The organism is Halobacillus sp. A1 (assembly GCF_024189295.1).
Lineage (GTDB): Bacteria > Bacillota > Bacilli > Bacillales > Halobacillaceae > Halobacillus_A.
Map to the genome: position 1 here is coordinate 25,326 of NZ_JAIZEN010000002.1, position 26,396 is coordinate 51,721.

Annotated in this window: 24 protein-coding genes and 5 tRNA genes; 4 read left to right on the forward strand and 25 right to left on the reverse strand. The window is 39.7% G+C overall.

The window, feature by feature from the left end:
* Positions 1 to 12: 12 nt before the first annotated feature.
* The 14 genes from pstB (LF817_RS03065) to LF817_RS03130 all read right to left on the reverse strand — a co-directional run bounded on the left by pstB (LF817_RS03065) (position 13) and on the right by LF817_RS03130 (position 12,095).
* Positions 13 to 771, reverse strand: a complete 759-nt coding sequence (gene pstB / locus LF817_RS03065) for a phosphate ABC transporter ATP-binding protein PstB (RefSeq protein ID WP_253934308.1) — start codon at positions 769 to 771, stop codon at positions 13 to 15.
* Between the two features lie 72 nt (positions 772 to 843).
* Positions 844 to 1,650, reverse strand: a complete 807-nt coding sequence (gene pstB, locus LF817_RS03070) for a phosphate ABC transporter ATP-binding protein PstB (protein ID WP_371924993.1) — start codon at positions 1,648 to 1,650, stop codon at positions 844 to 846.
* Between the two features lie 68 nt (positions 1,651 to 1,718).
* Positions 1,719 to 2,606 (reverse strand): phosphate ABC transporter permease PstA, encoded by an 888-nt coding sequence (gene pstA, locus LF817_RS03075; RefSeq protein ID WP_253934309.1) that lies wholly within the window; start codon positions 2,604 to 2,606, stop codon positions 1,719 to 1,721.
* Positions 2,606 to 3,526, reverse strand: a complete 921-nt coding sequence (gene pstC, locus LF817_RS03080) for a phosphate ABC transporter permease subunit PstC (protein WP_253934310.1) — start codon at positions 3,524 to 3,526, stop codon at positions 2,606 to 2,608. The genes pstA and pstC overlap by 1 nt, the downstream gene beginning before the upstream one ends.
* Positions 3,527 to 3,671: 145 nt before the next feature.
* On the reverse strand, positions 3,672 to 4,592 hold the full coding sequence (locus LF817_RS03085; protein ID WP_253934311.1) for a phosphate ABC transporter substrate-binding protein: 921 nt from the start codon (positions 4,590 to 4,592) through the stop codon (positions 3,672 to 3,674).
* Positions 4,593 to 4,932: 340 nt separating this feature from the next.
* Positions 4,933 to 7,098, reverse strand: a complete 2,166-nt coding sequence (locus LF817_RS03090; RefSeq protein ID WP_253934312.1) for a peptidoglycan D,D-transpeptidase FtsI family protein — start codon at positions 7,096 to 7,098, stop codon at positions 4,933 to 4,935.
* Positions 7,099 to 7,188: 90 nt separating this feature from the next.
* Complete coding sequence (locus LF817_RS03095) at positions 7,189 to 8,424, reverse strand: MFS transporter (protein WP_253934313.1); 1,236 nt, start codon at positions 8,422 to 8,424, stop codon at positions 7,189 to 7,191.
* 106 nt (positions 8,425 to 8,530) lie between these two features.
* A complete protein-coding gene (locus tag LF817_RS03100; RefSeq protein ID WP_253934314.1) occupies positions 8,531 to 9,145 on the reverse strand; it encodes a superoxide dismutase in 615 nt (204 codons plus the stop codon).
* Between the two features lie 476 nt (positions 9,146 to 9,621).
* Positions 9,622 to 9,697 (reverse strand) — tRNA-Phe (locus LF817_RS03105).
* Between the two features lie 180 nt (positions 9,698 to 9,877).
* Positions 9,878 to 9,970, reverse strand: a tRNA-Ser gene (locus LF817_RS03110).
* A gap of 9 nt (positions 9,971 to 9,979) precedes the next feature.
* Positions 9,980 to 10,056, reverse strand: a tRNA-Ile gene (locus LF817_RS03115).
* A 4-nt stretch (positions 10,057 to 10,060) separates the two neighbouring features.
* Positions 10,061 to 10,136 (reverse strand) — tRNA-His (locus LF817_RS03120).
* A 52-nt stretch (positions 10,137 to 10,188) separates the two neighbouring features.
* Positions 10,189 to 10,262, reverse strand: a tRNA-Met gene (locus LF817_RS03125).
* A 195-nt stretch (positions 10,263 to 10,457) separates the two neighbouring features.
* Positions 10,458 to 12,095, reverse strand: a complete 1,638-nt coding sequence (locus LF817_RS03130; RefSeq protein WP_253934315.1) for a Na/Pi cotransporter family protein — start codon at positions 12,093 to 12,095, stop codon at positions 10,458 to 10,460.
* Between the two features lie 219 nt (positions 12,096 to 12,314).
* On the opposite strand from LF817_RS03130, the gene LF817_RS03135 reads away from it, so the two are divergent.
* Positions 12,315 to 12,806: a DUF1189 family protein gene (locus LF817_RS03135; RefSeq protein ID WP_253934316.1), complete on the forward strand. Its 492-nt coding sequence runs from the start codon at positions 12,315 to 12,317 to the stop codon at positions 12,804 to 12,806.
* 39 nt (positions 12,807 to 12,845) lie between these two features.
* Here the strand turns inward: LF817_RS03135 and LF817_RS03140 are convergent, their stop codons facing one another.
* Complete coding sequence (locus LF817_RS03140) at positions 12,846 to 13,487, reverse strand: NfeD family protein (RefSeq protein ID WP_352232195.1); 642 nt, start codon at positions 13,485 to 13,487, stop codon at positions 12,846 to 12,848.
* A 255-nt stretch (positions 13,488 to 13,742) separates the two neighbouring features.
* On the opposite strand from LF817_RS03140, the gene ispG reads away from it, so the two are divergent.
* Complete coding sequence (gene ispG / locus LF817_RS03145; RefSeq protein WP_253934317.1) at positions 13,743 to 14,852, forward strand: flavodoxin-dependent (E)-4-hydroxy-3-methylbut-2-enyl-diphosphate synthase; 1,110 nt, start codon at positions 13,743 to 13,745, stop codon at positions 14,850 to 14,852.
* 43 nt (positions 14,853 to 14,895) lie between these two features.
* Here the strand turns inward: ispG and LF817_RS03150 are convergent, their stop codons facing one another.
* Positions 14,896 to 15,345, reverse strand: coding sequence for a hypothetical protein (locus LF817_RS03150; RefSeq protein ID WP_253934318.1), 450 nt, complete (start codon positions 15,343 to 15,345; stop codon positions 14,896 to 14,898).
* Between the two features lie 427 nt (positions 15,346 to 15,772).
* Between LF817_RS03150 and LF817_RS03155 the strand changes: the two genes are divergently transcribed.
* On the forward strand, positions 15,773 to 16,048 hold the full coding sequence (locus LF817_RS03155) for a DUF2624 domain-containing protein (RefSeq protein ID WP_253934319.1): 276 nt from the start codon (positions 15,773 to 15,775) through the stop codon (positions 16,046 to 16,048).
* Between the two features lie 131 nt (positions 16,049 to 16,179).
* Here LF817_RS03155 and LF817_RS03160 read toward each other — a convergent pair whose 3' ends face one another.
* Both LF817_RS03160 and LF817_RS03165 read right to left on the reverse strand, forming a co-directional pair.
* On the reverse strand, positions 16,180 to 17,073 hold the full coding sequence (locus LF817_RS03160; protein WP_253934320.1) for a deoxyribonuclease IV: 894 nt from the start codon (positions 17,071 to 17,073) through the stop codon (positions 16,180 to 16,182).
* 17 nt (positions 17,074 to 17,090) lie between these two features.
* On the reverse strand, positions 17,091 to 18,413 hold the full coding sequence (locus LF817_RS03165) for a DEAD/DEAH box helicase (RefSeq protein ID WP_253934321.1): 1,323 nt from the start codon (positions 18,411 to 18,413) through the stop codon (positions 17,091 to 17,093).
* A 166-nt stretch (positions 18,414 to 18,579) separates the two neighbouring features.
* Between LF817_RS03165 and LF817_RS03170 the strand changes: the two genes are divergently transcribed.
* The gene (locus tag LF817_RS03170; protein WP_253934322.1) at positions 18,580 to 19,527 is read left to right on the forward strand and encodes a 4-hydroxy-3-methylbut-2-enyl diphosphate reductase; all 948 of its coding nucleotides are present in this window, start codon (positions 18,580 to 18,582) and stop codon (positions 19,525 to 19,527) included.
* Between the two features lie 265 nt (positions 19,528 to 19,792).
* Here the strand turns inward: LF817_RS03170 and LF817_RS03175 are convergent, their stop codons facing one another.
* The 7 genes from LF817_RS03175 to LF817_RS03205 all read right to left on the reverse strand — a co-directional run bounded on the left by LF817_RS03175 (position 19,793) and on the right by LF817_RS03205 (position 26,267).
* The gene (locus LF817_RS03175; RefSeq protein ID WP_253934323.1) at positions 19,793 to 20,905 is read right to left on the reverse strand and encodes a Nif3-like dinuclear metal center hexameric protein; all 1,113 of its coding nucleotides are present in this window, start codon (positions 20,903 to 20,905) and stop codon (positions 19,793 to 19,795) included.
* Positions 20,898 to 21,605 carry a tRNA (adenine(22)-N(1))-methyltransferase gene (locus tag LF817_RS03180; RefSeq protein WP_253934324.1) on the reverse strand — a complete coding sequence of 236 codons (708 nt, stop codon included), beginning with the start codon at positions 21,603 to 21,605 and terminating at the stop codon, positions 20,898 to 20,900. Before LF817_RS03180 ends, LF817_RS03175 begins: the two co-directional genes overlap by 8 nt.
* 62 nt (positions 21,606 to 21,667) lie before the next feature.
* Positions 21,668 to 22,033 (reverse strand): cytochrome c550, encoded by a 366-nt coding sequence (gene cccA / locus LF817_RS03185; RefSeq protein ID WP_253934325.1) that lies wholly within the window; start codon positions 22,031 to 22,033, stop codon positions 21,668 to 21,670.
* A 106-nt stretch (positions 22,034 to 22,139) separates the two neighbouring features.
* A complete protein-coding gene (locus LF817_RS03190; protein WP_253934326.1) occupies positions 22,140 to 22,670 on the reverse strand; it encodes a hypothetical protein in 531 nt (176 codons plus the stop codon).
* A gap of 110 nt (positions 22,671 to 22,780) precedes the next feature.
* Positions 22,781 to 23,908, reverse strand: a complete 1,128-nt coding sequence (gene rpoD / locus LF817_RS03195) for an RNA polymerase sigma factor RpoD (RefSeq protein WP_253934327.1) — start codon at positions 23,906 to 23,908, stop codon at positions 22,781 to 22,783.
* 32 nt (positions 23,909 to 23,940) lie between these two features.
* Complete coding sequence (gene dnaG, locus LF817_RS03200) at positions 23,941 to 25,767, reverse strand: DNA primase (RefSeq protein WP_253934328.1); 1,827 nt, start codon at positions 25,765 to 25,767, stop codon at positions 23,941 to 23,943.
* Between the two features lie 29 nt (positions 25,768 to 25,796).
* On the reverse strand, positions 25,797 to 26,267 hold the full coding sequence (locus tag LF817_RS03205; protein ID WP_253934329.1) for a DUF188 domain-containing protein: 471 nt from the start codon (positions 26,265 to 26,267) through the stop codon (positions 25,797 to 25,799).
* Positions 26,268 to 26,396 lie beyond the last annotated feature (129 nt).

Here is a 26,396-nt window from a genome sequence, read left to right on the forward strand (position 1 = left end):
TCCCCTTTCAAATCACCCGAATTTTCCACTTATATAATCTTCGGTTCGTCTATCTTGAGGGTTAGAAAAAATTCGATCTGTATTGTCATACTCTACTAGCTCACCATTTAAGAAAAACGCTGTCCTGTCTGAGACTCTTGAGGCTTGCTGCATATTATGAGTTACAATGATAATTGTATAATGTTCTTTCAATTCTTGAATGAGCTCTTCGACTCTAAGTGTTGAAATTGGGTCTAAAGCTGAAGTTGGTTCATCCATTAATATGACATCTGGTTGTGTTGCAATCGCACGAGCAATACAAACCCTTTGTTGTTGTCCGCCAGACAATCCCATTGCGTTACTGTTAAGACGGTCTTTCACTTCGTCCCAGATTGCAGCCTGCTTTAAACTTTTTTCAACCATTTCATCAAGTACAGACTTCTTTCTAATACCTTGTATTTTTGCACCAAACGCTACATTTTCATAGATAGACTTAGGAAACGGATTGGGATGTTGGAAAACCATTCCAACTTTAGTTCGTAATTCTTCAGGATGATAACCGGACCTGAAAATATTGTTTCCATAATAGTTTATATCTCCGGATAATTTCACACCGGGGACCATTTCAACCATACGATTTAAAGTTTTTAGAAAAGTAGATTTTCCACAGCCTGAAGGTCCGATTATCGCCGTCACTTCATTTTCTGGAATATCCATTTTTATTTCATACAAGGCTTGATTATTTCCATACCATAAATTTAAATTTTCAACATTATAAGTGTGATTGTCCATTCAATTCACCCTTTACAAAAATATCCATTAATAAATACACTGTTTGACTTTGAAAATAAGAAGATAACATCATTAACTAAATTTCCCTGAAATATAATCTTCCGTTCTTTTTTCTCTAGGATTCGTAAACAATCTGGAAGTCTCTCCAAATTCAATCAAATCCCCATTGTACATAAAGGCTGTATTGTCAGAGATTCTAGCTGCTTGTTCCATATTATGGGTAACTACAGCAATCGTGTAGTGTTTTTTCAATTCCATTATTAAATCTTCTACTTTAGCACTGGAAATAGGATCTAAAGCTGAAGTAGGTTCATCTAACAATAATACTTTCGGCTTCAAAGCTAACGCTCTGGCTATACATAATCTTTGCTGTTGTCCCCCCGATAGGGATAGGGCCGAATTGTTAAGTCTATCTTTCGTTTCTTCCCATAGTGCTGCTTGCTTTAGAGAACTTTCTACGATCTCTTCTATTTCATTTTTAGGCTTTTTCATAAATTTCAATGCGTGGGTAATATTTTGTTTAATAGGCTTAGGAAATGGATTTGGCTCTTGGAACACCATTCCGATTTCTTTACGCAACGTAACAACATCAACTTCTTTTCTTAAAATATTGAGACCATCATAGTTAATTTCACCTTCATACCTGGCTACACTTATTTGATCGTTCATACGATTAATTGTACGTAAAAGCGTAGATTTTCCACAACCTGATGGACCAATGAATGCAGTGACTTTATTTTTTTCGATTGGCATATCTATATTTTTCACTGCTTGATTATCTGCGTAGTACACACTTAAATTCTTTAGATTCATTAAAGTTTCTGTAGTATTGAATTCTGAAGATTCTGTTCTTATTTCTTTACTCTCTCTTTTCTTCATATTTGGTTTATCATATTCCTGTTCATTAATGGTTCTCTTATCCAGCTTAGGCATTGTTTATCCCCTTCCTATTTAGAACCTGTGATTTTATTGAAGATAATATTGCCAACAACACGGGCAGTGACATTAAAAATAAGGACAAAGATAATCAGTACAGCTGCTGAACCTGCGGCAATTTCATCTACATCGGGCATAATCCCTTGCGAATTAACCTTCCAAATGTGCACAGATAATGTTTCTGCCGAACGGAAGGGATTTAAAGGTGAATTATTATCGAACGGATTCCAAGTATCGAATTGTAACCTGTTTGTAGAAAGGCCGGCAGTAAACAATAACGCAGCCGCTTCGCCAAAAATACGACCTGCAGACAGCAAAATACCTGTTAGTATACCAGGGAACGCGGCAGGTACTAAAACCGTTTTAACCGTATGCCAATGAGTGATTCCCAAAGCTAAGCTGGCATTTTTTTGTTTGACAGGAACTGAACGAATAGAATCCTCCGTGACCCTTACGATGATAGGCAGATTAAACACGGTTAACGCGAGGGCACCGGCAATAATTGAATATCCCAGCCCCATATACTGTACAAATATAAGCAAGCCGAACATCCCTACAACTATAGAAGGTAATGATGATAATACTTCAACACTTGTACGGATAACATTTGTTAATTTTCCAGGTCTGGCGTACTCCGCTAAATAAATACCTCCCAGTACCCCTAAAGGTGCTGAAAGCAAGAGGGTGACTATTAGAATATAAAACGAATTCCAAAGCTGGTTTTTTATTCCTCCGCCTGCCATAGCCGAACTAGAATCAGACGTTAAGAAATCCATATCTACTTCAGACAAACCGTTAGTCAATATATATCCCAACAAATACACCAATGTGGCAGTCATAATGACGGCACATGATACAAATACTGTTGTTGCTATCTTATTCGTTAATCTTCTATTCATTAGATTTTCCTCCTTGAGGACACAAAACGTATAATTATTATGAATACATAAGACATTATCAATAAAATAAGGCCTAGTGACCATAATAAACTGTTATGAACACTTCCATACGTAGTGTGGGGCATGTCGAGTGTAATTATAGATGTAAGGGTAGCAGCAGAATCTAGTAGAGATTCCGGTAATCCTTTGACATTCCCGATAACCATTTGCACTGCTAACGCTTCTCCAAATGCTCTCGCCATCCCAAGTACAATAGCTGTCATTAAAGAAGGCAAAGCTGCTGGAATAATGACTTTATAAATAGTCTGCCATCTAGTAGCACCTAAACCATATGAAGCATCTTTTATATCACTAGGAATAGCTTTTATCGCATCAGCAGAAATACTAGTAATTGTAGGCAGTATCATTACACCTACCACGATCATACCTGCTAATAAGCTAAACCCTAAACCTCCTACATGGTTTCTAATAAGAGGAACAATAACCGTCACACCTATTAAACCGTAAACTACTGAAGGGATCCCTACAAGAATCTCAATTACTGGCTGTAGGAATTTTTGCCCCCATTTTTTTGCTATTTCCGTCATAAATATGGCACTGCCAATTCCTAGTGGCGCTGCAAACAAAGCTGCCAGAAAGGTAACCGCAAATGAGCCAAAAATAAACGCAAAGGCTCCACTGTTTTCAGTACCATCCCAGCCTGTAGTAGTAAGGAAATTCCATAGACTGACGTCATATACAAAAAATGTTCTTATTCCTTTGTAACCAAGAAAAACCGTTATAGCAATAGTCGCTATAATCACAATAACTGCACTTGTAAAGACTAAAAATTTTCCGCGACCCTCGTTTTTTTTACTTGAAGAATTATTACTCTTCAGTAACCTATGATTGTTTGTCTCAGACTTCTGAGCATTTGCCATAAATACTCCTCCTAAAGCATGGGAAATGGGCTGAACCGTAACAGTTTACCTACTGAATACAGAAGGATACTTCCTTCCCTATTCGGAATGGTTTCACTATTTGGTCAACCCTGGAGATTTCCCTATTAAAATCTTAATTTTTTATTTACTCAACCTCAGATTCGTTACCTTCAGCATCACGCTCTACTTCCATGTTCGTAGAAGCGATGTAACCCTGATCAGGTACAATAGAGCTTTGAACTTCATCACTCATCATATAATCAAGGAATTCTTTTGTAAGTCCTTCAGGCTCGCCGTTTGTATAGCTGTGCTGATAAGCCCATACCGGGAATTCACCTGTCTCTACATTTTCACTTGTTGGTTCTACACCATCAATACCTAGTGGGATAGTGTCGTCATTACCTTCAAAGTAAGCGAATGATAGATAGCCTACTGCGCCAGGAGTTTCATTGATAATTTGTTGTACTCGGTTTGAAGAATCTTCTGTTATTCCTTCAGCTGGAGTTTCGCCATCTAAAGCAAATTCGTTAAATGTAGCACGTGTACCTGATCCATCCGGACGGTTTACAAGTGTAATCTCTTGATCTGCTCCACCAACTTCTGACCAGTTAGTGATTTCACCCATGAAAATCGCTTTTAAGTCTTCCATTGACAAATCTTCAACTCCAACTTCTGGATGAGCTGCTGCAGTCATTCCTACAACTGCTACTTTATGGTCTACTAGTTCTTCAGCATCGATATCTTCTTTAGATTCCGCAAAATAGTCAGCGTTACCGATATCAAAGTTACCTGCCGCAACTTCACTTAACCCGGTTCCGCTTCCTCCGCCTTGAACGTCGATTTGTGCATCAGGGTTTTCTTCCATGAAAGTCTCTGCTGCTGCTGCCACAAGCGGCTGCATAGCACTAGAACCACCGACCACAATCTCACCTGAAGCTCCTTCTTCTTCTGTTCCTTCATCTTCTGAACCTGTGTCTTCTTCATCGGAAGAACCACCACATGCTGCAAGTACTCCGACTACCAGCATTAAAGCGAATAGTAGTGCTAATCTTTTGAAACTCTTCATTCTTAAATCCCCCTACTTTATCTAGTGTTATGGATGATGGCTTGGCCAACTCACAATTCATATATTAAAGGGAGAGTTTTAAGGACATATGAAAGCAACGTAAAGGTTTTGTAAACCTGGTGATTTCTGTGTATATAAAGAGCCTGCATCGACTTAATCAAATGATTTCACAACTTCTTCAGGCATTATCAAAGGCTTTTGAGAGGAAAGAAACTCCTAACTATCTATTCAAATAGCTATGTAAAATGTAGTTGTTTTTATATAGCACTTACTCAAACTGCCAACTTAAAAGGAACAAACCCTTCTCTTGAAAAATATAAAAAGAGCGATGCGCTATGCATCACTCTACTTCTTCTGACTGTTCTTCAGCAATTTCGTCTTGTTCAGTCAACTCTTGATTTATTCCATTTTCATCTCGTTCTTTTTTTAACTCGAAATAAGCATCCATGATACGCCTGCCTATATCTCCATTGATGCTAGTGTTGGCATTTTCTCCTGTGTTAGGAGCCATCACAGAGAAAGCTACTTCGGGATCATCGTAAGGTGCGTAGCCTACAAGCGTAAGGTTCAATGTATCATGTTTTATTGGATCCCCTTCAGAGTCTCTCAGTATTTCTCCATCTTCATCTCTTTCATTAACTGAGGTTTGGGCCGTCCCCGTTTTTCCAGCTGCCTCATAATCAGCACCGCTGAAATAGCCGCTGGCTGTTCCGCCTGGAAGAAACACATCGCGGAACGCTTCTTGCACCCTGGTGATATCTTCTTCATCCATCGTTAATTGGTTCATTACTTCAGTATCATTTTTATTATACAGCGGACCTAATCCCTGTTCATCATGGTTAGGATTGTGAACCTCTTTAACAAATTTAGGACGTACTCTTTTTCCTCCGTTAGCGATTGTGGAAACATACTGATTCAACTGCATAGCCGTATAGTTTCCATACTGACCAATCGTGTAATACAAAATATTTCCTGTTGGAGGGTTATCCGCTCCTCTAAACCCAATCGCCTCATAAGGAAAATCGATCCCTGTCTCTACTCCAAGTCCGAATTGATTGAAGTGGTATACTAATCTGTCCAGTGTATCATCTCTTAGTTGCAAAGATTGTCCTCTTTGATAGTTTCCTTCACCCATCCATATCGCTATATAAGCCATATAAATGTTGGATGATTTTTGCAACGCCTGACGGTAATTCACTGTACCAATATTAGAAGAGTACGAACTGAATTCCGGAGTTGAAGCAATTTTTATTGGGCTGTCATTCACAACAGTGGAAGGAGTGATCACACCTTCTTCAAGGCCGGTCAGCACGGTTGCCCCTTTAACTGTTGAACCGGGTTCGTAAGCATTATAGACAGCCTGATAGCCTGCATCGGAAACCTTTTCCTCTCCACTTTCTCGATCTCGGTTATACTGTTTCCCAGAGACCGCCAGCACTTCTCCGTTATTCGGATCCGACATGACCACAATGGCGTTTTCCATAAATCTGTTTTCCTGAGGTTCAGATTCTATCGCTTTAATCAGTTCTTCTTCGACAATATCATCCACTTTTTCCTGCAGCTCGATATCTAACGAAAGCATAAGATCTTTTCCACGAGAGCCTTCTCTTACAACTTCCGTATCGATGACATTGTTATCACTGTCTGTAGTATACTGCACTTTTTCTTTCGTGCCCCGAAGAACATCTTCATACTGCTCTTCTAGCCCGCTCGTTCCTACCCGATCATTACGGCTGTAATCCAATGACATGTAATATTCTTCTTCATCACTAGGTATCCCTTGATCACTGGTGGTAATCGCCCCGACAAAGCTTCTGAAGGTATCATCATAAGGAAAGTCTCGGTTCCAATCTGACGTTACATTAATTCCAGGCAGTTCGGATAAGTGTTCGGCGACAGTAGAATATTCTTCTTGAGAAATTTCAGCGTTTTTTACTACATGCGGAGATAATGTATACGCTTGATCTAATTCTTTTTTAATTGCGATGATTTCCTTCGTTTCGTCGTCCATTCCTTCAATTTCTTCTTCGTTTATGCTGTCCAATTGAGCCTGATAGACTTCCCCATTGTCTAAATCCGCGATTTCTTCTTCAGATAACCGTCCTGTAATTTCTTCTTCGTTTTTCAGGAAAAAGTATTCCTTTAAATCACGTTCTGTCAATTGATCCTCGAATTCCATATCAATATATTCGGCCATCGTTTCAGCAAGTTCCATACGGTCTTCGGGCTGAACGCCTTTTGGAGGTGTATATGTAATAGAATGTAACGGTATGTTATTAACGAGCACCCGACCGTACCTGTCATACATTTCCCCCCTAGGTACGGGGATGGTCGTTGTTGTGTTTTCCGTCCGGTCAATCTTTTCCTGGGCAGACTCCCCTGTTAATATTTGCACGACACCCAACTGCAGAATCAGGCCGGCAAATAATAAAAAAACGATAAAAAAGATTATGTTCAACCTTAAAGGCAGGTGTGATTTTTTTCTATAGCTTTTCTTCTTCCCCATGGGTTCCTCTCCCTTGTTACGTGAGTTTCCATGATATAGTATACCATCTTTCAATGACTGAAAGACAGGAGAAAAGCATATCAAATTTAATCAATTCTGCGGTGATTCTTTCGTTTTAAACTGAATGTCTTTAATAAAAAAGTATATGAAAAAGTGTCCTCCCCCTACAATTAACAGAATATATGGGATTCCCGTTTCTGGCGGGATAAATACAATCGCCAATAAAAAAACGAGAATCGACAGGACCCTTCCTGCATTCAGAAAAATTTCCCTGACCACGATATACTCAATTCGCATTTCCCCCGCATTCCAAGATTTCCCGATTACGTCGTACGTTAATGATTGATAGGGAACGTAAAGCATCGGAAAGAACACACCGGCTACCGCTCCATAAAATAGTAATAACGATAAACTGTCTCCTAAAAGCAGCAGAAGGACAGAAAGATACAGCGATAATCCTGCATAAAAAATTGCCTTTTTACGACGCCTCGGTTTCACCCATCGTGTACACAAAAAGAAAAACAGAAATGCAAATCCCGAGTAAACTAAATTAAATACACCTAATGTGAACTCACTTCGCGTCAATAAAAAAATCCAAATAGAAACAGCGAAAAGAAATGTTCCTTCCCTAAAACCTTGAGACACATGAGCTTTTAAAATTTGGTTCCAATTCGAATTATACTTTCTTTCTAGTAATATTCTTCTGAAAGAAAAATTCCCCCTGGCTTTTCTTCGCGACAGTCCAAAGCTGATAAACACAGCTAAAATAAAAAAACTGAACGAAATGGCGAAGATGACAGTATAGCCTGTCAATTGATCAAGACGCGATATGACATATCCAGCGAATAATGGACCTGTCATACCTCCAAAGGATTGCAATACACCTAAAAATCCATTAAAGAAATCTCTTGTATCTGGTTCTGTAATTTCGAACGTCAGAACATTGTAAGCCAGCCAATAAAATCCATAGCCAATACCTAACAGTGATCCAAGCAAAATGTTATAATCGGCTGCCTTTTCCCCTATTATCAAAACGGATAGGAAAAACAGCGATAGTACGATGACCCCAGCCCGTAGAACAATAACCCGATCAATTCTCTTGGCACACTTCCCTGCCAAAACGAATGTCAAGGGCTGTAATACATATATGCTGAGATTATAGAGAGCGATATCAGTGTAACTGTTCGACTGCTTCCATAAATATATATTTACAAAAGTACTGGATAAAAAGATGCCTAGAGAGTATAGTCCCCCTATTAATAGCAGAAAAATTAAATCTTTGGAAACATTTTCTTTATTTAACCACACTTTCAACATTGTGAGCATAATTGTATATCTCCTTTTACCCATCTGTTCTTAGTGTAATCAGAACAAATTTAGATATACAAAAAGAAGGGAACAGATTAGCATCTGTCCCCTTCACTCACCATTATTATTTTGCAGCTTCGTAACGCTTAGAAACTTCTTCCCAATTTACAACGTTCCAGAATGCTTTAGCATAGTCTGGACGACGGTTCTGGTAGTTCAGGTAATACGCATGTTCCCAAACATCTAAGCCAAGGATCGGCGTTTTACCTTCCATGATTGGAGAATCCTGGTTTAATGTGTCAATAACATCAAGTTTTCCATTATTAACAACTAACCAAGCCCAGCCAGAGCCGAAACGGCCTGCTGCTGTTGCTTCGAATTTTTCTTTAAATTGATCAAATCCTCCGAAAGTATCGTTGATTTGAGTTGAAAGCTCACCTGATGGCTCACCGCCTCCATTTGGAGAAAGGATAGTCCAGAATAAGCTGTGGTTTGCGTGACCTCCGCCGTTATTACGGACAGCCGTCTTGATATCTTCGGGTACTGCAGCTAAGTTATTAGCAAGCAGCTCTTCAATGGATTTATCTTGAAGGTCTGCATGCCCTTCAAGAGCACTGTTCAATTTCGTTACATAAGTGTTATGGTGCTTCGTATGGTGGATGTTCATGGTTTCCTTATCAATAGTTGGTTCTAGTGCATCGTATGCGTAAGGTAGTTCTGGTAGTTCAAATTTAGCCATGGTTAACTCCTCCTTTAATAATATGTACATGTTCGGGATTATTTGATATCCCTACAATGTACATTACCAAACGAATTTTTGAGTTGCAAATTATTTGCCCGTCAATTTGATGATTGCTGGGGACACATAGAATGCATTCCCCATGCACAACAAATGAAACATAGAGCTCCGTAAAAATATACTAACGGATTATTTATACATTTAAAGGCTCTAAATTATTTATACATTTAAAGGCTCTAAACGGATTAAATATTCCTCTACATTAAAACCTTGTGTTGATCTTCCATATTACCTCATCAACAGTTTCGTTAATGTTTTAGTGTGAAGTGCACTCTATCAAGATCACTTCTACCCGGCCTCGCATGTTTTAAGTTATTTTAGCGTGAATTTCTAAATATAATTGAGTACTCTCTTATCGGCAGAAACATTTCACAAATTCAAAACATAAAAAAACAAGCCAGTATGCTTGTTAGAAATGGTGGCTCGGGACGGAATCGAACCGCCGACACACGGATTTTCAGTCCGTTGCTCTACCGACTGAGCTACCGAGCCCTAGTATATTTTTTAAAGTGCTTCGATCCAATTTTGCATCAGATAACTTGTCGAAAGTGTTCCGTGCTCGTCTCGCAGCAGGCTGATTCGCAAATTTTTTATGTTCCTCGTTAATTCTGCTGTGAGGATTATCTACTGAGCCATAATACGATTTGATTTAAAGTAAGACGAAGTATGTAATGGCGGAGGAGGAGGGATTCGAACCCCCGCGGGCCGTGAAGCCCCTGTCGGTTTTCAAGACCGATCCCTTCAGCCGAACTTGGGTACTCCTCCGAAAAAAAATGGTGGACCCTGCAGGACTCGAACCTGCGACCGATCGGTTATGAGCCGATAGCTCTAACCAGCTGAGCTAAGGGTCCAACATGGGGCGGCTGATGGGAATCGAACCCACGAATGCCGGAACCACAATCCGGTGCGTTAACCACTTCGCCACAACCGCCATAATTGGAAAGTATAAAATTTTTATTATGTAACCATATCTTTTAAAAAAGTAGCGGCGGAGGGGATCGAACCCCCGACCTCACGGGTATGAACCGTACGCTCTAGCCAGCTGAGCTACACCGCCATTTTGTTAATTTCGCTTCGTTCTCAAATGAAGCGACGCAAATAAATATATCATGGTTTCGAAGGCCTGTCAACAAAATCATCAAATGTTTTTGGCGCCAGAAATAATATAGCATGTGAGGTGCTCGGTTTCAATAGTTTTTTATATATTTATATAAAAATATAAGCCGCTGCCTTAAAGACAGCGGCTTAAAATTTATAGACTTTCTTTTTCACCTAGAACTTCTTCAGCAATATTCACTGCGTGGTCTCCTATACGCTCAAGGTTACTAATCATATCGACAAACACAATGCCAGCTTGGCCAGTGCAAAGTCCTTCGTTCATCCTAATAATGTGCTTCTTACGGAAGCTCCTTTCCATGCGATCGAGTTCATTCTCTTTTTGAACAACAGAAAGTGCTTCTTCACGATCCATCGATTCTAATGATTTCGTGGCTTGTTTCACTGTCATAAGAGTCAAATCGAACATTTCGTTTAAATCTTCAACAGCTTGCTCAGTTAATAGAACTTTATTTGAATTTTTATAATCGATTAATTCGATAATATTTTCAAAATGGTCTCCTATGCGCTCAATGTCTCTTACAGAATCCATCAGAGCCGTATGCTTATGACTGTCTTCATCTGAAAGCTGAGCTTGCGATAGGTCTACTAAATAATCTGTTATTTTTCTATCTAGATTATTTAAAGCTTCTTCTATTTGCATAGCTAATTCAGAGTGTTTCGGTTGTTTATTATTTAAATACAGACTGGTTTCTTCTAAACCTTTATATGCATATTCACCCATGCGTATAACTTCTTCTTTTGCCTGGTCTAATGCTAGAGATGGAGATTGTTCAATGAAAATCGGATCCAGGTGCTGCGGTTTGTATTCAATTTCTGAATCGTTACCAGGAATAATTTTCATTACAATCCATGCAAGGGCTGCTATAAACGGAAACTGTACGATAGTGTTTGCAACGTTGAAAGACCCGTGGGCAAAAGCAATCGTCATTTCCGGATTCAAATCTAATGACGTACGTAGCCAATCGACAAAATTGTAAAATGGAGCGAGAAATATTAAAAATACGGCAGCGCCTATTACGTTAAATATGACGTGGGCAGCAGCCGCACGTTTAGCGCCTACACTTGCGCCAATGGATGCTAAAACAGCAGTAATCGTAGTTCCGATATTATCCCCGAACAATACAGGAAGTGCAGCCTGGAGGTCCATTAGACCTTCCCCGAATAACTGTTGAAGCACCCCAATTGTGGCACTGGAACTTTGTACGATTACCGTGAACAGCGTACCGATTGTCACACCTAATATAGGGTTGTCACTCATGCTTAAAGTCAACTCTTGAAATGCTTCTAGTGACCTTAGCGGTTTCATTCCGCCGCTCATGACATCTAAACCGAAAAACAAGGCACCTAAACCGAATACAGTCTGTCCAATATTCGTGACTTTTTTGTTTTTAAAGAAGAATAATAAGAAGGACCCGACTGCGATAATCGGTAATCCATAAGAACTGATGTCAATACCGATAATAAACGCCGTTACTGTCGTTCCAATGTTGGCACCCATGATAACACCAATGGCCTGCCTGAAAGTCATGAAACCGGCATTAACAAGCCCGACTGTTAATACTGTGGTCGTTGTACTGCTCTGGACCAGTACGGTTACAAATAAACCTGCCAGCACACCCATGAACGGGTTACTAGTGAACCGGTCCAGTATTTCTCTCAAACGGTCTCCAGCAGTACGCTGTAAACCATCCGCTAAATATTTCAAACCAAAAAGGAAAATACCTAATCCACCAATGAATTCAAAAATCATTTGTTGAACATCGATTTCCAAAGTTTCTCCACCCTTTCTTCATCCAAGTTTTTTCTCTATTTCTTTTGTAACGCCTTCCCCATTATTGACGAATGGAAAATGCTTTGTAAAGAATAATCATGAATCTTAACATTAAATTTACATTCGCGTTAATTTGACGATATATTACAAGTTTTTCTTGCTAATAAATAGCAATGTCAATTATCATAAAACCGATGATTGTAAAGGGGAAATTTACATATGACCAAAACTCAGCAGTTTATTAAAAGTTTCTATCACATAAAACTACTTGCCGCCTTTCGAGTAAAGCCCATGGGCAAAGCCATCAGCTATCTATTTTATTTAAGCTTGATTCTCCTGCTTCCAGTGCTGGCCAGTTCGTTATTCACTTTTCTATTTGGCAGTGAACCACCTTCCATCGTCTCGGGGGTGTCCAGCGGCATTTTTATTGTGATCTTCTTGCCCTTTATTTATTTTTTGATCGTCTTTGTTTTATTTATAGTTGTAAGTGGATTCGCAGCTTTAGCTCTTCTTTATACACGTTTAAGTAATCGGCGGGCGGATTATAAACAGTTATGGAATGTGGCTGCTCTTGCAATCACTGCCCCCGCTTTTGTCGTTGTGTTGGTGGAGTCATTTATTTTTTCAAGTACATGGTTTTTATATGTATTCATCATAGCTTCCACCATTTATATAGGATCAGCCCTTAAATATTTGCCTCAAAAAAAATAAAAACGGTCGATTTTCTTTTAATGAAAATCGACCGTTTTATTATTCAGTTCCTTTTAATTTCTTGACTAATATTCTCGTGCCGTCGACAGAAGCCACTTTGACTTCATCTCCTTTATAGATCCACTGACCATTAGAGATGGCACTGTATTCTTCTTCGTCAATTTGTATCGTTCCTACAGGTCTCATATCAGTCATCGCCTTTCCAGTCTGACCGATAAGAGCCGAATATGTTTCCTTCATTGAATTGTAGCCCATCTCTGAAGATAGCTGGTCAGACAAAGCGATTTTCGTCCACATTTCCCTTCGCTTAAATACCTTCAGGAACATTAACGATGCGGCACCGCCTACCAGCACCCCGATGACACTGTACAAACCAGAAACCCAATCTGGAGCGCTGAAGCCAACAGCAATTACCATCGCTGTTGCTCCAATTGTTGCCAGCGTCCCATCGTTCACTACTTTCCCATCTATAATAATTAAAGCAAGCCCTAAAATGTAAACGAGCATCATAATCGCAAACATATCCGGAGTAAGAAAAGAATAGAAGTACACAGTAATAAAGCCAAACCCTAATACTCCAAAAAGCCCCCGCATATTGACGAGCAGCTCGCCTATTAAAAACATCGTTCCAAATAATGTTATGAGCAGTACAATCCAATCATATGATAACAGATTCATCATCCATTCACCCTCTCATATCCTTTAGTTTACATACGTATGAAAATCCATAATGTTTCACTTAGGCTCTACATTTTTATATTCGTTACCCTCATGATATAATTTTTCTTAGCATACGTACACTTTTTAAGTTTACACAAACTTAACATTAAATATCTCTGTTTTAAGTGACAATACTTCTCATTTCTTAACATACCCCTTATAATATAAAGTGGTATTCATTTAAAGCTTTTTTCAGAAATAAAGGAGCGATTATTAATGGCATTAACTCACAGAAAAGATACTCGGCCAGTAAAAGTCGGAGATCTGACGATAGGTGGAGAGGACCAGGTTGTCATTCAGTCCATGACCACTACTAAAACACATGACGTAGAAGCAACAGTAGCTGAAATTCTTCGTTTAGAAGAAGCTGGATGCCAGGTTGTACGCGTCGCATGCCCGGATGACCGTGCAGCAGATGCTATACCGGAAATTAAAAAACGAATTAACATTCCATTGGTCGTTGATATCCACTTTGATTATAAAAAGGCATTGAAAGCTATTGAAGGCGGTGCTGATAAGATCAGGATCAATCCTGGGAATATCGGTAAAAAAGAGAAAGTCGAAGCTGTCGTGGAAGCCGCAAAAGCAAAAGGAATCCCTATTCGTATCGGCGTAAATGCCGGTTCTCTAGAACGCCATATTTTAGAAAAATACGGCTACCCTACTGCAGAAGGTATGGTTGAAAGTGCTCTTCACCATATTAAAATTTTAGAGGACCTCGACTTTCACGATATTATCGTTTCGTTAAAAGCCTCAGATGTTAAGCTGGCTATCGAAGCGTATGAAAAAGCTGCTGAAGCCATCTCATACCCGCTCCATTTAGGGATTACTGAATCCGGCACATTATTTGCAGGAACTGTAAAAAGTGCCGCCGGGCTTGGAGCTATTTTAAGTAAAGGAATCGGGAGCACATTAAGAGTAAGTTTAAGTGCAGATCCTGTAGAAGAAGTGAAAGTAGCAAAAGAACTGCTTAAATCTTATGGTCTTGCTTCAAACGCAGCCACATTAATTTCATGTCCGACTTGCGGACGAATTGAAATTGATTTAATATCCATCGCCAATGAAGTTGAAGAATATATTTCCACGATCAAAGCACCGATTAAGGTAGCCGTACTCGGCTGTGCCGTTAATGGTCCAGGAGAAGCTCGCGAGGCTGATATCGGGATTGCGGGTGCACGAGGAGAAGGTTTACTTTTCCGTCACGGTGAAATCATTCGAAAAGTTCCTGAAGAGATCATGGTGGAAGAACTCAAAAAAGAAGTCGACAAACTGGCAGAAGAGCATTATGAGAAAGAACGTAAAGAAAAAGAAGAGCAGAATGCATAAATCAAACTAAAGGTGGACCCTAATCGGGTCCACCTTTTTTAAATTAAAACACTTGGGTAATCGGAGTCAAGAATAGAGAGAATAAGATGGAAACGATACTTATTATGATCGCCATGTTTCCTAACGTATCCGCTCCTCGTCTTTTTGATACGACACCTAACGCAATACCCACAATTCCTAAAAGGAATGGAGCAAAGAAGAAGGATAGAATTGCCGCCGATAATGCGACCCATCCCATTCCAGCTTTCACGTCATTTTCCATAGTGGTTTCAGATTCTTCCGAACGAATCGGCTCATTCATTGGCATGACGGCTTCTTGAGCATATTCTTCGTCATAACTTTCACCATAAACAGGCTGATTAGCTACTCGTTCTACTTCAGTTTCATGCTGTAATTCCTCACCATGCTCTGGTAAAGATGGTTCGTTTTCGACACGATCAGGAAATGATTGTTCTTCCTCTTGATTCCTTACAGACTTATTTGAATCATCCATGTGTAACCCTCACTTTCTGGTAGGAGAATCAAGGTTAGTATGTGGAGTATCCTGTTTTTAAGTAAGGTATTTAATGGGATGCATGAAAAACCTGTACTCTTCTGAGTACAGGTTCAATTAATGATCTGCAAGCAGCATATTCATTGTAGTAAAAAGTTACCTTTACTTTTTGGATTGTACTTTTTCTTTCATCACCATTATCCTGATAATCTTAGCGCTTTTAGTCAAAAAATCACTTACGTACCTGTATTAGCATAAAAAGAACTTGTACATTTCTTTACCATTACTCATTTAATTTTTTTCATTTGATTTGCCCAACGCCAAACAAAACTACCCTGCAAAAAATCCCTCAACTTATCTTATCAAGAACGAAATTCCTACACTCATCATAAGGTGTAAAGAATGAAATAAGAAGGGGTATGGATAAATGTTAAAACAGTACATTACCCATAAATTAAAGAACCTGACCGTTGAAGAACTGCTTTATTATAGTAAAATGTATAATATTTCTATAAGCCGCAGGGAAGCAGAAAAGATCGTTAAAGAGTTACGGAGAAACAAGGAAGATCCTTTTGAAAAACAAGGCAGAAAAAAAATGCTGAAGAAGCTCTCTGAAATCACTTCTGCTGAAACAGCTCATTCCGTAGATGTTTTACTTCATAAAATCGCTAAACAATACGGTTTAGAAGAATGGCTTCATTAAACCCTCCTACGGAAAGAAAGCGCCCAGAGCACGAACGTCTCGAAATTGAGTCTTCCCCACTTAACCATCACAAAAATTTACTAAAACCTGATACAAAACAACAAGAAGAGTGCATCCAAGCACTCTTCTGTTTATTGCTGCATTATTTTTTCTTTTAACTGTGAATCATATTGGCCTTCTTTTAACATATTGATTTCGAATTGGTAAGGAGGCTGTTTATTCTTTTTATCCTCACCTACGTATGGAGTTTCAAGAATTTTAGGGATATCCTTGAATACTTCATGATGAACAATATAGTGAAGGGCTTCAAAACCGATGTGACCGAATCCAATATTTTCATGTCGGTCTTTAGCAGCTCCCTTGACATTCTTGCTGTCATTGACATGTACGACTTTTATACGATCCAGTCCGACAATACGGTCAAATTGGTCAAGGACACCATCAAAATCTTCCACAATATCATAGCCTGCATCGTGGATATGGCAAGTATCCAGGCATACAGAAAGTTTATCGTTCAATTGAACCCCTTCAATAATTTCAGCCAGTTCCTCAAAGCTTCTTCCACACTCAGATCCTTTGCCGGCCATCGTTTCTAAGGCGATTTGTACGTTTTGGTCTTTGTGAAGAACTTCATTCAAACCTTCAATGATTTTAGGAATTCCTTTATCTACCCCTTGTCCCACATGAGAACCCGGGTGAAGGACGATCTGTTTAGAGCCCAGGGCTTCCGTCCTTTCAATTTCACTTCTGAGAAAATCCACGCCAAGTTCAAAAGTTTCAGGTTTTGTCGTGTTACCGATGTTAATGATGTATGGGGCGTGCACAACAATATCATCGATTCCTTTCTCTTTCATATGGGAAGCTCCTGCTTCAATATTCAGTTCTTCAATTGGGCGTCTTCTTGTATTTTGAGGTGCACCTGTGTAGATCATAAATGTAGAAGCACCGTAAGAAGCAGCTTCTTCGCTCGCACCAAGCAGCATCTTCTTTCCTTTCATAGATACGTGCGATCCGATTTTCACCATAAATGTCCAGCTCCTTTCTATTTCTTTTTCCGGAAACTTTCACGTTTGAGCTGTCTATAATTTTTATCAGCTTCCTGCTTCATTTTTTTCTTATAGCCTGGTTTAACCTTTTTAGGTTTTCTGACCATTTGTTTCGCTTGCTTTTCCATATCGTTTTCATTTCGGTTACGCTTTTGCCGCTCTTTGTAGGATTTAGCCTCTACCCATTCTCCATTTTTCACTTCATAGAATGTAAAAGATAAACCTCTTCGCTCTAACTTCTCGATTAACGGCAAGTCTTCTTCTGCATAAAGATTAATGGCAGTTCCTTGCATCCCTGCTCTCGCCGTACGGCCTACACGGTGGACGTAGAACTCTTCCTCTTTAGGCATTCTTGCATTAATTACATGACTTACCCCTTGGATATCAATGCCTCTTGAAGCCAGATCAGTGGCCACAATGTATTGGTAACGAAGATTTTGCAAATCTTTAAGCATTCTTTTCCGTTCGCGGGGGCTTAGTCCGCCATGGATGATTCCAGTTTCCAATCCCCGTTCCAGTAAATCGTTAGCCAGTTCATCAGCCTGCTTTTTTCCATTCGTAAAAATAATGGCTAAATAGGGTTGGATTGTCTTGGATATATCTATGATGATATCTGCAGGGTTTTTATGACGCAAAGCGACAAGTCTATGCTCCATTGTTTCTGGAGAAGGCTTATTATCCTTAATTTGAATGTGGGTAGGATTCGATAAATATTTTTTCAAGAACGGCTGCAGCCGTTCCGGAATAGTGGCCGAAAAGACAAGCATTTGAAGATCTTCATGCATGCGAAGCAAAATTTGATCGACATCTTCTATAAAACCTAGATCAAGCATTAAATCCGCCTCATCTAAGACAAAGGCTTTCGTCTCATGTAATACAAGAGCTTCCTCTTTAACCATATCCAACACTCGTCCCGGGGTTCCTACGACGATATGCGGAGGGTTAGAAGATAGTTTCTCCATCATTTTTTGCTTATCTGTCCCGCCGATCACAAGACTAGACCGCCAAACGTCCGTTTTACCTGCATACTCGATCGCTTTTTTAACTTCATCATAAATTTGATAAGCCAATTCCCTAGTAGGAGCAGTTATTACAAATTGAACACCTTTGGCACCTTCTTCTATTTGATTGAATAACGGCAGCAGGTAAGCGTGCGTTTTACCGGACCCCGTGTGCGACTGCCCGATTACACTTTCACCTCGTAAAGCTGCCGGTATGACTTCTATTTGAATAGGAGTAGGTTCTTTAAAACCCAGCCCTTCTATAATTTGCTTTACGTCTGAACGTATCGCATATTCGTTAAATGAATGATTACTCATATACGTGCTCCTTTAATGTAAAATATCCCTACCCTATTATAATCGACTGAAGAAAGAATTGCACGAACTGTAGACATTCTTTGTCATCTTCTGCTTTAGCCTTTATAATAGTTAATGAGAAATATTGTTGTAAAAGTTGCTAAGAACGAAGAGGAGGATTTATGAAATGGAAGTCATAAAAATCGCCCCTCGCGGTTATTGTTACGGAGTGGTTGATGCCATGGTCATCGCACAAAATGCGGCGAAAGATCCAAATTTACCACGACCTATATATATTTTAGGAATGATCGTTCACAATTCTCATGTTACAGAAGCATTTGAAAGTGAAGGAATTATAACCGTCGACGGAAAAAACCGTATGGATTTATTAGAAGGAATCAACGATGGTACGGTTATTTTCACTGCACACGGCGTTTCACCTGAAGTGAAAGAACGTGCGAAAAGAAAAGGTTTGACGACGTTAGATGCTACTTGTCCTGACGTTACGAATACGCACAATCTCATTCGCGACCGTGTGGAGGAAGGCTATGAAATCGTATATGTCGGAAAAAAAGGACATCCTGAACCTGAAGGGGCCATGGGTGTAGCGCCCGGTAAAGTCCATTTAGTACAGACGGAAGAAGATGTAGAAGAGCTGGAGTTGGATCACGATAAACTGTTGATCACCAACCAGACCACGATGAGTCAGTGGGATGTTTATGACGTGATGGAAAAAGTCAAAGAGAAATATCCTCACGTAGAAAAACACCAGGAGATTTGCATGGCTACCCAGGTCCGTCAAGAGGCAGTGTCAGAGCAAGCCAAAGATGCAGATTTGACATTGGTAGTAGGGGATCCAAAGAGTAACAACTCAAACCGTCTAGCTCAAGTATCCATTGAAATTGCAGGAACACAAGCTTACAGAATAGCTGATGTTACAGAGATAGAACTCGAGTGGCTCGAAGGAGTTTCTAAAGTAGCCGTAACGGCCGGAGCCTCTACACCAACACCGATTACTAAAGAAGTTATTAAATTCATCGAATCATTCGACCATGATAACGAGGAAACATGGGTTCGCGAGTCATTAGTTGAACAAAAGAAAATCCTGCCTAAAGTCAGAGCTAAGAAGAAATAAACTAAACAAAAGGTCATCCGTTCATTAGACGGATGACCTTTTGTTTCAACAAAGAGATAAATAATATTGTTAGATGGTTTTATATAAAGTAGTTATCAATATGGCAAGATCGTTGTATGCTCAATTTCGAGACATTTCTTAAGTGAATCAAGAATACGGGGAATGGCTCGCTATCCGTGGGAACGCGGCGAGTCTTCCTCGGTCCCCCAGGCGAACCTTTTCCTGAAGCCACAAAGCCAAGAATATGTCTCGAAGTTAAGTCTTATTAACAAAAACGAAAAGGCTCAGTGTTCGAAGTAGAGATAAAAAACTTTACTTCATCAGAAAATTTATCATCAAAATATTTTTTCAAAACCGGGTTGATCACTTTTTCTACATGATGGCCAGGATCAATAACCATCAACCCGTTTTCCCAAGCCTCTTGCGCTAAATGGAAAGTCATATCTCCAGTTATAAATACATCAGCACCTTTAGCTAAAGCAGCTCCGTGATATTTCTCACCGCTCCCACCAAGCAGCGCTATGCGCCGGACTTTTTGATCAGGCTCCCCGATAAAGCGGAGCTTTGATACTTGATATTTTTCTTTAACCAATTCACAAAGGGTATGCAGTGTCATTTCACTACTTAAATCACCGACTCTGCCCACTCCCCTTTTTTGACCTTCATTTAGTAAAGGGAATACATCATAAGCAGCTTCTTCATATGGATGAGCTTTTCTCATAGAATGTATGACCGTTTCCACTTTTTCTTTAGGTAAAATGGTTTCTAACCTATCTTCTTTCACTTTTTCAAGATCGCCTTGACTGCCTATAAATGGGGTTGAGCCTTCTAGAGGTTTAAACGTCCCCTCTCCGCTCACCTGATATGTGCAATGGCTATAATCGCCTATATGGCCAGCCCCAGCTTCACTGATTGCATCCCTTACATAATCTGTGTGGCTCGAAGGAACAAATACTGTTAGTTTAACAAGTTCTTCATTATTAGATTCAATTAAAGGCTGTAGGTTTTCAATTCCAAGAAGTTCTGCCATAGCATCATTTACTCCACCTTCAGCCACATCCAAATTCGTATGAGAAGCGTACACCGTAATATTATGTTGAATCAATTTTTTTATAGCTCGTCCTTTGGGTGTATCAAGGTTTATTTCATTGAGCTTGATAAACAACAAGGGATGATGAGCGACAATCATATCTGCCCCTTGCTCAATCGCTTCATCTACAACATTCTCCAGCACGTCCAGTGTAATCATCACTTTTTTTACGGGCTGCTTGAGAGACCCTACTTGCAGCCCCACATTGTCCCAGTCAAAAGCATACTCTTTAGGTGCTATTTCCTCTAATGATTTGATAATGTCCGATGCAGTTACGTCATTAGCCATTTGTTAATGCCTCCTCAATCCATCGAATTTCTCTTTCAAATATATTTAATTTACTTTCATCAGGAAAAGGTGACTTCTGTATTTGATGAATGATTTGTCTTTTCTTTTCCTTTTCCTGTTGCCATTTCATCTGAAACGCTTCATTTTTCTCTTCTAATAGATGAGGGCCAAACCAAAGCTGTTTTTCGAGGATATTTTCATTATAATTTTCCAGGCCTTCTCCTTGTTCAGCTACTAAAATTTCATAAATATGACCATTCTCTACAATAATACATTCTTCCACTAAATTATAATTATGCTCAATAAGCCACCGTCGGATGGAACGAGCATCTATATTAGGCTGAGCAATTATTCTTGAGACTTTCCTTAGCTTATTTTTCCCTTCTTCTAGAATATCTCTTATTAAAGGACCGCCCATACCGGCAATCACAATTTGATTCACACGTTCATCTATGACCGCTAACCCATTTCCCTGCTTGACTTCAATCCTGTCCTCCAATTGATTGTCTGCTACTTCTTTTTGAGCGCTCAAAAAAGGGCCGCGATTGAGTTCACCCGCAATGGCAAAAGCTTCTGAATTGCGGCTGCAAACATAACAGGGCAGATAAGCATGATCTGACCCTATATCTGCAAAGTATACCGGTTCTACTAAATAATCAGCTATCTTTTGCAGCCGCTTTGATAATTGATTTCCGTTCATGTTGCAATCTTCCCTCTCATAAAAAGAAAAGCTTCCTGAATGAACAGAAAGCTTTTCTCAATTTATTGATGTTCTTCAGCAAGCCACTCTGCTAATGTCGCAGCATCGTCACCTGTATAAAGACCTGCAGGCATAGCCCCATCGCCTTTACCATTTTCAATGATGTCTTGGATCTCAGAGGCATCATATTGAGAACCTACTTCTTGAAGACTCGGTCCATTTTGGCCTTCGAGGTCTCCACCATGACAGCTGGAACACTGTTGTTCATACATTTCTTCTGGTCCAGCAGCGGTTTCTTCTGTTCCTTCACCATCTTCTGCGTTTTCAATTGCATTCCTTTCGTTGACTCCAACTGATGACACAACAATCATCACTAGAATTCCGAGCACAGCAATAATCGCAAAAGGAATCACAGGGTTTCTTCTCATTAGTTGCATCCTCCTTATGTATTCCCTAAAAGTATGAGAGATGTCTAATAGACTATACTTATTTTACTTTAAATTCCTTCCATAGGAAAGGAAAATCAGACAAATACTAAAAAACTGTGGTCAATCCGATAACAATTATTCCTAATAAACCGAGTATTTTCAGATAAGTATACTGCTTTAACCTGCCAATCACAAGCCAAATTATAGAGTGAATACCTGCCATCAAGTAAACCCACAAATTATTATCCATCCAATAACCAGTTATATAAACAGCAAAAACCATAACCAGTACTAAAAGTATGACAAGTGACGTTTGGGTAAAGTGTTGAAATTGATAGGAAGTAGATCTATATAAAATGAAAGCGATACCAACAAAAGTCGACAAAAGACCTGTTTGCAATATAATTCCCAGTTCAGTAAAATAAATGACAAGAAATGAAAGTGGAAGCAATAAAAGGATAACACTTACATAAGTATACAGTAGGTAAGGAAGTGTAGTTTTTGATGGCAATCTTTCAGGTTTCTCCATACCTTCAGAATACAATGCCAAAAGAAAATCACAATATTGCTCTGGCAGTAATCGATTCTGCTTCCAATATAATATCTCTTTAACAATCGTTTCATTCCGTTTGTCCAATAGACTTTCACCCCACCTCTCCTGATAAAACTTTAGGGACCCTCCGGCCCCTAAAGAATGAACAAGATATATCCTATATATCGGATGGGTTCCATTACGGATTAAGAAACTTATTCCATAAAATCTTTCAATCGTTTGCTTCGGCTAGGGTGTCTCAGTTTTCTTAATGCTTTCGCTTCGATTTGACGGATACGTTCTCTTGTCACACCGAATACTTTCCCTACTTCTTCTAATGTGCGGGTGCGGCCGTCATCCAGGCCAAAGCGAAGACGCAACACGTTTTCCTCACGATCGGTCAGCGTGTCCAGCACATCTTCCAATTGTTCTTTTAATAACTCGTAAGCTGCGTGATCGGAAGGTGATGTCGCTTCCTGATCTTCAATGAAATCTCCAAGATGAGAGTCATCTTCTTCACCGATTGGTGTCTCAAGAGAAACAGGTTCTTGTGCGATTTTCAAAATTTCCCGGACTTTATCAGGTGTAAGTTCCATGTCCTGTGCAATTTCTTCAGGAGTAGGTTCTCGTCCTAGATCTTGAAGAAGCTGTCTTTGAACCCTGATCAGCTTATTAATCGTTTCCACCATATGGACCGGAATACGTATAGTACGTGCCTGGTCAGCGATCGCGCGCGTTATCGCCTGCCTTATCCACCAAGTGGCATACGTACTGAATTTATACCCTTTACGGTAATCGAATTTTTCAACTGCTTTAATTAGACCCATGTTTCCTTCCTGAATCAAGTCTAAGAAAAGCATTCCCCGTCCTACATATCTCTTTGCAATACTTACCACTAAACGCAGGTTGGCTTCTGCTAGATCACGTTTAGCTTCTTCGTCGCCTTCCTCTATCCTCTGAGCCAGGCTTATTTCATCCTTGGCAGCAAGTAAATTGACACGACCGATTTCTTTAAGATACATACGGACGGGATCATTGATTTTTACACCAGGCGGTACACTAAGATCGTTCAAGTTGAACTCTTCTTCTTTGTTCAACTGCTGCATACTAGGGTCCTGGTCAGAATCTCCTATAACTTCAACACCCTGTTCATTCAGGTGTTCGTAATATTCGTCCATTTGATCAGAATCCAATTCAAAACTGGATAATTTCTCAGCAACCTCTTCGTAAGCTAGAACTCCCCTCTTTTTCCCCATTTCAAGGAGCTGTTCTTTTGCTTGCTCTAGAGTTAGTTCGCTGTCATTTTCTTTAGAACGTGATGGCTGTTGTTGCTTGTCCGCCATTTGTCCCCCTCCTTCCGACTATCCATACCAAGTTAATGAGTATTTTTCAACTCTTGTTTCCGTCTCAAAATTTCCATTGCGATTTGCGCAGCTTTTATAGGATCACCGTGCTGCTCCGCTCTCTTTTGTTCTGCTTCTAAACTTTTGATATCCGTACGATCCGTATTTTCCATTCGGATACGATGGATATAGTCTCCCAGTTCCTGATCGGTTATTTCTTCCTCAGCGTTAGGTGACATCGTCAATTGTATAACTAAATTCTTTAAAGATTCATCTTCCAGACGCTCGATAAATTGACTAATGTCAGGTGCATGGCCATCTTCATAATATGCGTATAAGTGCGTAACGATTACCTGGTGCTCGGAAATATTAAACGACCCACCTAATTCCTCTTGCACTTTATCAGCAATAACCGGGTTTTTCAACATATTTGCAATAAGCTTTCTTTCCGCATTGTGAAAGGCCGGGAGCAGTTTATGATGCATGGATTGAGAATCTATCGAACGGTTCTGCCAATTTTTCTTCTGCTTCCCTTGTGAAGGGGCTGACGGAACTCGTTTCTTTAATTGATCTACTTCATCTTTTAAGGTTTCCATTGATATATCAAAATCCGCGGCTACTTCTTTTAGATAATGCTCTCTTTCTATGGCACGATCTAATTGAGCTACCTCCTGTAGTACCTTTTCGATATAAGCAATGCGATCTCCTTCTAGTTGTAGATTATAATTTCTACGAAGGTAATTTATTATAAATGACGTATAGGGATCGCTCGCATCTATAACTTCTTTTTTGAAACGATCTCCGCCATGTTTTTTAATGTAATCGTCTGGATCCATGCCTTCGGGTAAACGGGCTACATTTGTCTGACAACCTGTAAGCTTGAGAAGTTTCGCCGCTTTAGCCGCGGCATTCATTCCTGCTTCGTCTCCGTCGTAGCAGATGATTGCCGTCTCAGCATAACGGTCAATCAACTGAGCCTGTACTTCAGAAATAGAGGTTCCCATTGTCGCTACACCATTCTCTACACCCGCTTGACGGGCAGCAATAACATCAGCATATCCTTCGAACAAAATAATTGTTTTCGTTTTCCTGATGGCCGAACGTGCTAAATCAAAATTGAACAGCAGTCTGCCCTTTTGGAAAAGGTCTGTTTCCGGACTGTTCAAATATTTAGGCTGCTGGTCTCCTAAAGATCTCCCAGCAAAAGCGACGGTCTTCCCTAAATGATTACGAAGTGGAAACATGATTCTGCCTCGAAACCGATCCGAATAATCTCCTTTATCATTTACGTTCAATAAACCGGCTTTTACCATAGTTTGCGGATGGTACCCTTTTTTCTCAAGAAAGGTTACAACAAAAGACGGGGATGTGGGTGAAAATCCGATTTGATACTCCCGGATGATTTCCTCCGTAAACCCTCGATCCAGCAAATACTGAAGGGCTTGTTTACCTTCTTTAGAGTTGCGGAGCATATGTGAGTATAGTTTGGTCAGCCATTCATGAGCCTCCAACATACTTTGAGCTTCAGGGTCTTGTTTTCCAGCAGGTTCTTCTTTCATTTGTTCAGGTAAGCTGTGGCCCGTTCTCTCAGCTGTTTTTTGGACAGCCTGAATGAAGTTATACCCTTCTATCTCCATTAAAAAAGAATATACGTTGCCGCCTTTTCCACATCCGAAGCAGTGAAATATTTGTTTGTCGCTGGATACAGAAAAGGAAGGCGTATTCTCTCCATGAAACGGACACAAACCGAAGTAGTTTCTCCCCTGCCGTTTCAATTGAACGTATTCCCCAATAACCTCTGCTATATCTACTGATTTTCTAATCTCATCGACTGTTTCTTCAGGAATGTGTCCAGCCATATACATCACCATACCAGTTGTAAAATTTACTACATTCCTTCAGGTTCTTCATTCTTTTGGAGTAGGTCCTGTAATGTTTTCGAAAATGTGTCGCGATCATTATTAGTGAAAGCTTTTGGACCTTTCCATTTTTTCTTGCGTTTCATAGTTTGCTGACGAAGATGCTTTTGATTCATGATATCCGAAGCCTCTTCCTCTTTAATCAGTTTACCTCGTGGAGTAAGTACGTAAACCCCTTGTAAAGTAAGTAAAACCGCCAAAGAATAATCTTGTGTCACTACTATATCAGCCGTCTTCACATGATTTAAAATGTAAAGATCAACTGATTGGGAGCCATGGTCAAGAAAAGTCCAGTTTTCGCCATTTAATTCATTCTTAAAATGGTTCACTGTTGCAATAAACTTGGGCTGAATTTTAAAATCTGAACATACGGCAGTAAGTTCACTTTGAACAGGACAACTATCGGCATCTACCCACACATCACGTTTTAAATTCTGCATAACTCAATAATTCTACAATAATCGTTAGAATCCTTCCCATTTTATAATGTTTTACTTTTCTGAAAAGTGTCCTCACATAATTAGCAATAAGATTATTTTTACACAAATATTTATTATAATACCTATGAT

Excerpts from the sequence above, each read along its gene's own strand:
- pstB (WP_253934308.1), bottom strand. The coding sequence starts at position 771 with ATGGACAATCACACTTATAATGTTGAAAATTTAAATTTATGGTATGGA.
- pstB (WP_371924993.1), bottom strand. The coding sequence starts at position 1,650 with ATGAAGAAAAGAGAGAGTAAAGAAATAAGAACAGAATCTTCAGAATTC.
- pstA (WP_253934309.1), bottom strand. The coding sequence starts at position 2,606 with ATGAATAGAAGATTAACGAATAAGATAGCAACAACAGTATTTGTATCA.
- pstC (WP_253934310.1), bottom strand. The coding sequence starts at position 3,526 with ATGGCAAATGCTCAGAAGTCTGAGACAAACAATCATAGGTTACTGAAG.
- LF817_RS03085 (WP_253934311.1), bottom strand. The coding sequence starts at position 4,592 with ATGAAGAGTTTCAAAAGATTAGCACTACTATTCGCTTTAATGCTGGTA.
- LF817_RS03090 (WP_253934312.1), bottom strand. The coding sequence starts at position 7,098 with ATGGGGAAGAAGAAAAGCTATAGAAAAAAATCACACCTGCCTTTAAGG.
- LF817_RS03095 (WP_253934313.1), bottom strand. The coding sequence starts at position 8,424 with ATGCTCACAATGTTGAAAGTGTGGTTAAATAAAGAAAATGTTTCCAAA.
- LF817_RS03100 (WP_253934314.1), bottom strand. The coding sequence starts at position 9,145 with ATGGCTAAATTTGAACTACCAGAACTACCTTACGCATACGATGCACTA.
- LF817_RS03135 (WP_253934316.1), top strand. The coding sequence starts at position 12,315 with ATGACCAAAACTCAGCAGTTTATTAAAAGTTTCTATCACATAAAACTA.
- LF817_RS03140 (WP_352232195.1), bottom strand. The coding sequence starts at position 13,487 with ATGATGAATCTGTTATCATATGATTGGATTGTACTGCTCATAACATTA.
- ispG (WP_253934317.1), top strand. The coding sequence starts at position 13,743 with ATGGCATTAACTCACAGAAAAGATACTCGGCCAGTAAAAGTCGGAGAT.
- LF817_RS03150 (WP_253934318.1), bottom strand. The coding sequence starts at position 15,345 with ATGGATGATTCAAATAAGTCTGTAAGGAATCAAGAGGAAGAACAATCA.
- LF817_RS03155 (WP_253934319.1), top strand. The coding sequence starts at position 15,773 with ATGTTAAAACAGTACATTACCCATAAATTAAAGAACCTGACCGTTGAA.
- LF817_RS03160 (WP_253934320.1), bottom strand. The coding sequence starts at position 17,073 with ATGGTGAAAATCGGATCGCACGTATCTATGAAAGGAAAGAAGATGCTG.
- LF817_RS03165 (WP_253934321.1), bottom strand. The coding sequence starts at position 18,413 with ATGAGTAATCATTCATTTAACGAATATGCGATACGTTCAGACGTAAAG.
- LF817_RS03170 (WP_253934322.1), top strand. The coding sequence starts at position 18,580 with ATGGAAGTCATAAAAATCGCCCCTCGCGGTTATTGTTACGGAGTGGTT.
- LF817_RS03175 (WP_253934323.1), bottom strand. The coding sequence starts at position 20,905 with ATGGCTAATGACGTAACTGCATCGGACATTATCAAATCATTAGAGGAA.
- LF817_RS03180 (WP_253934324.1), bottom strand. The coding sequence starts at position 21,605 with ATGAACGGAAATCAATTATCAAAGCGGCTGCAAAAGATAGCTGATTAT.
- cccA (WP_253934325.1), bottom strand. The coding sequence starts at position 22,033 with ATGAGAAGAAACCCTGTGATTCCTTTTGCGATTATTGCTGTGCTCGGA.
- rpoD (WP_253934327.1), bottom strand. The coding sequence starts at position 23,908 with ATGGCGGACAAGCAACAACAGCCATCACGTTCTAAAGAAAATGACAGC.
- dnaG (WP_253934328.1), bottom strand. The coding sequence starts at position 25,767 with ATGGCTGGACACATTCCTGAAGAAACAGTCGATGAGATTAGAAAATCA.
- LF817_RS03205 (WP_253934329.1), bottom strand. The coding sequence starts at position 26,267 with ATGCAGAATTTAAAACGTGATGTGTGGGTAGATGCCGATAGTTGTCCT.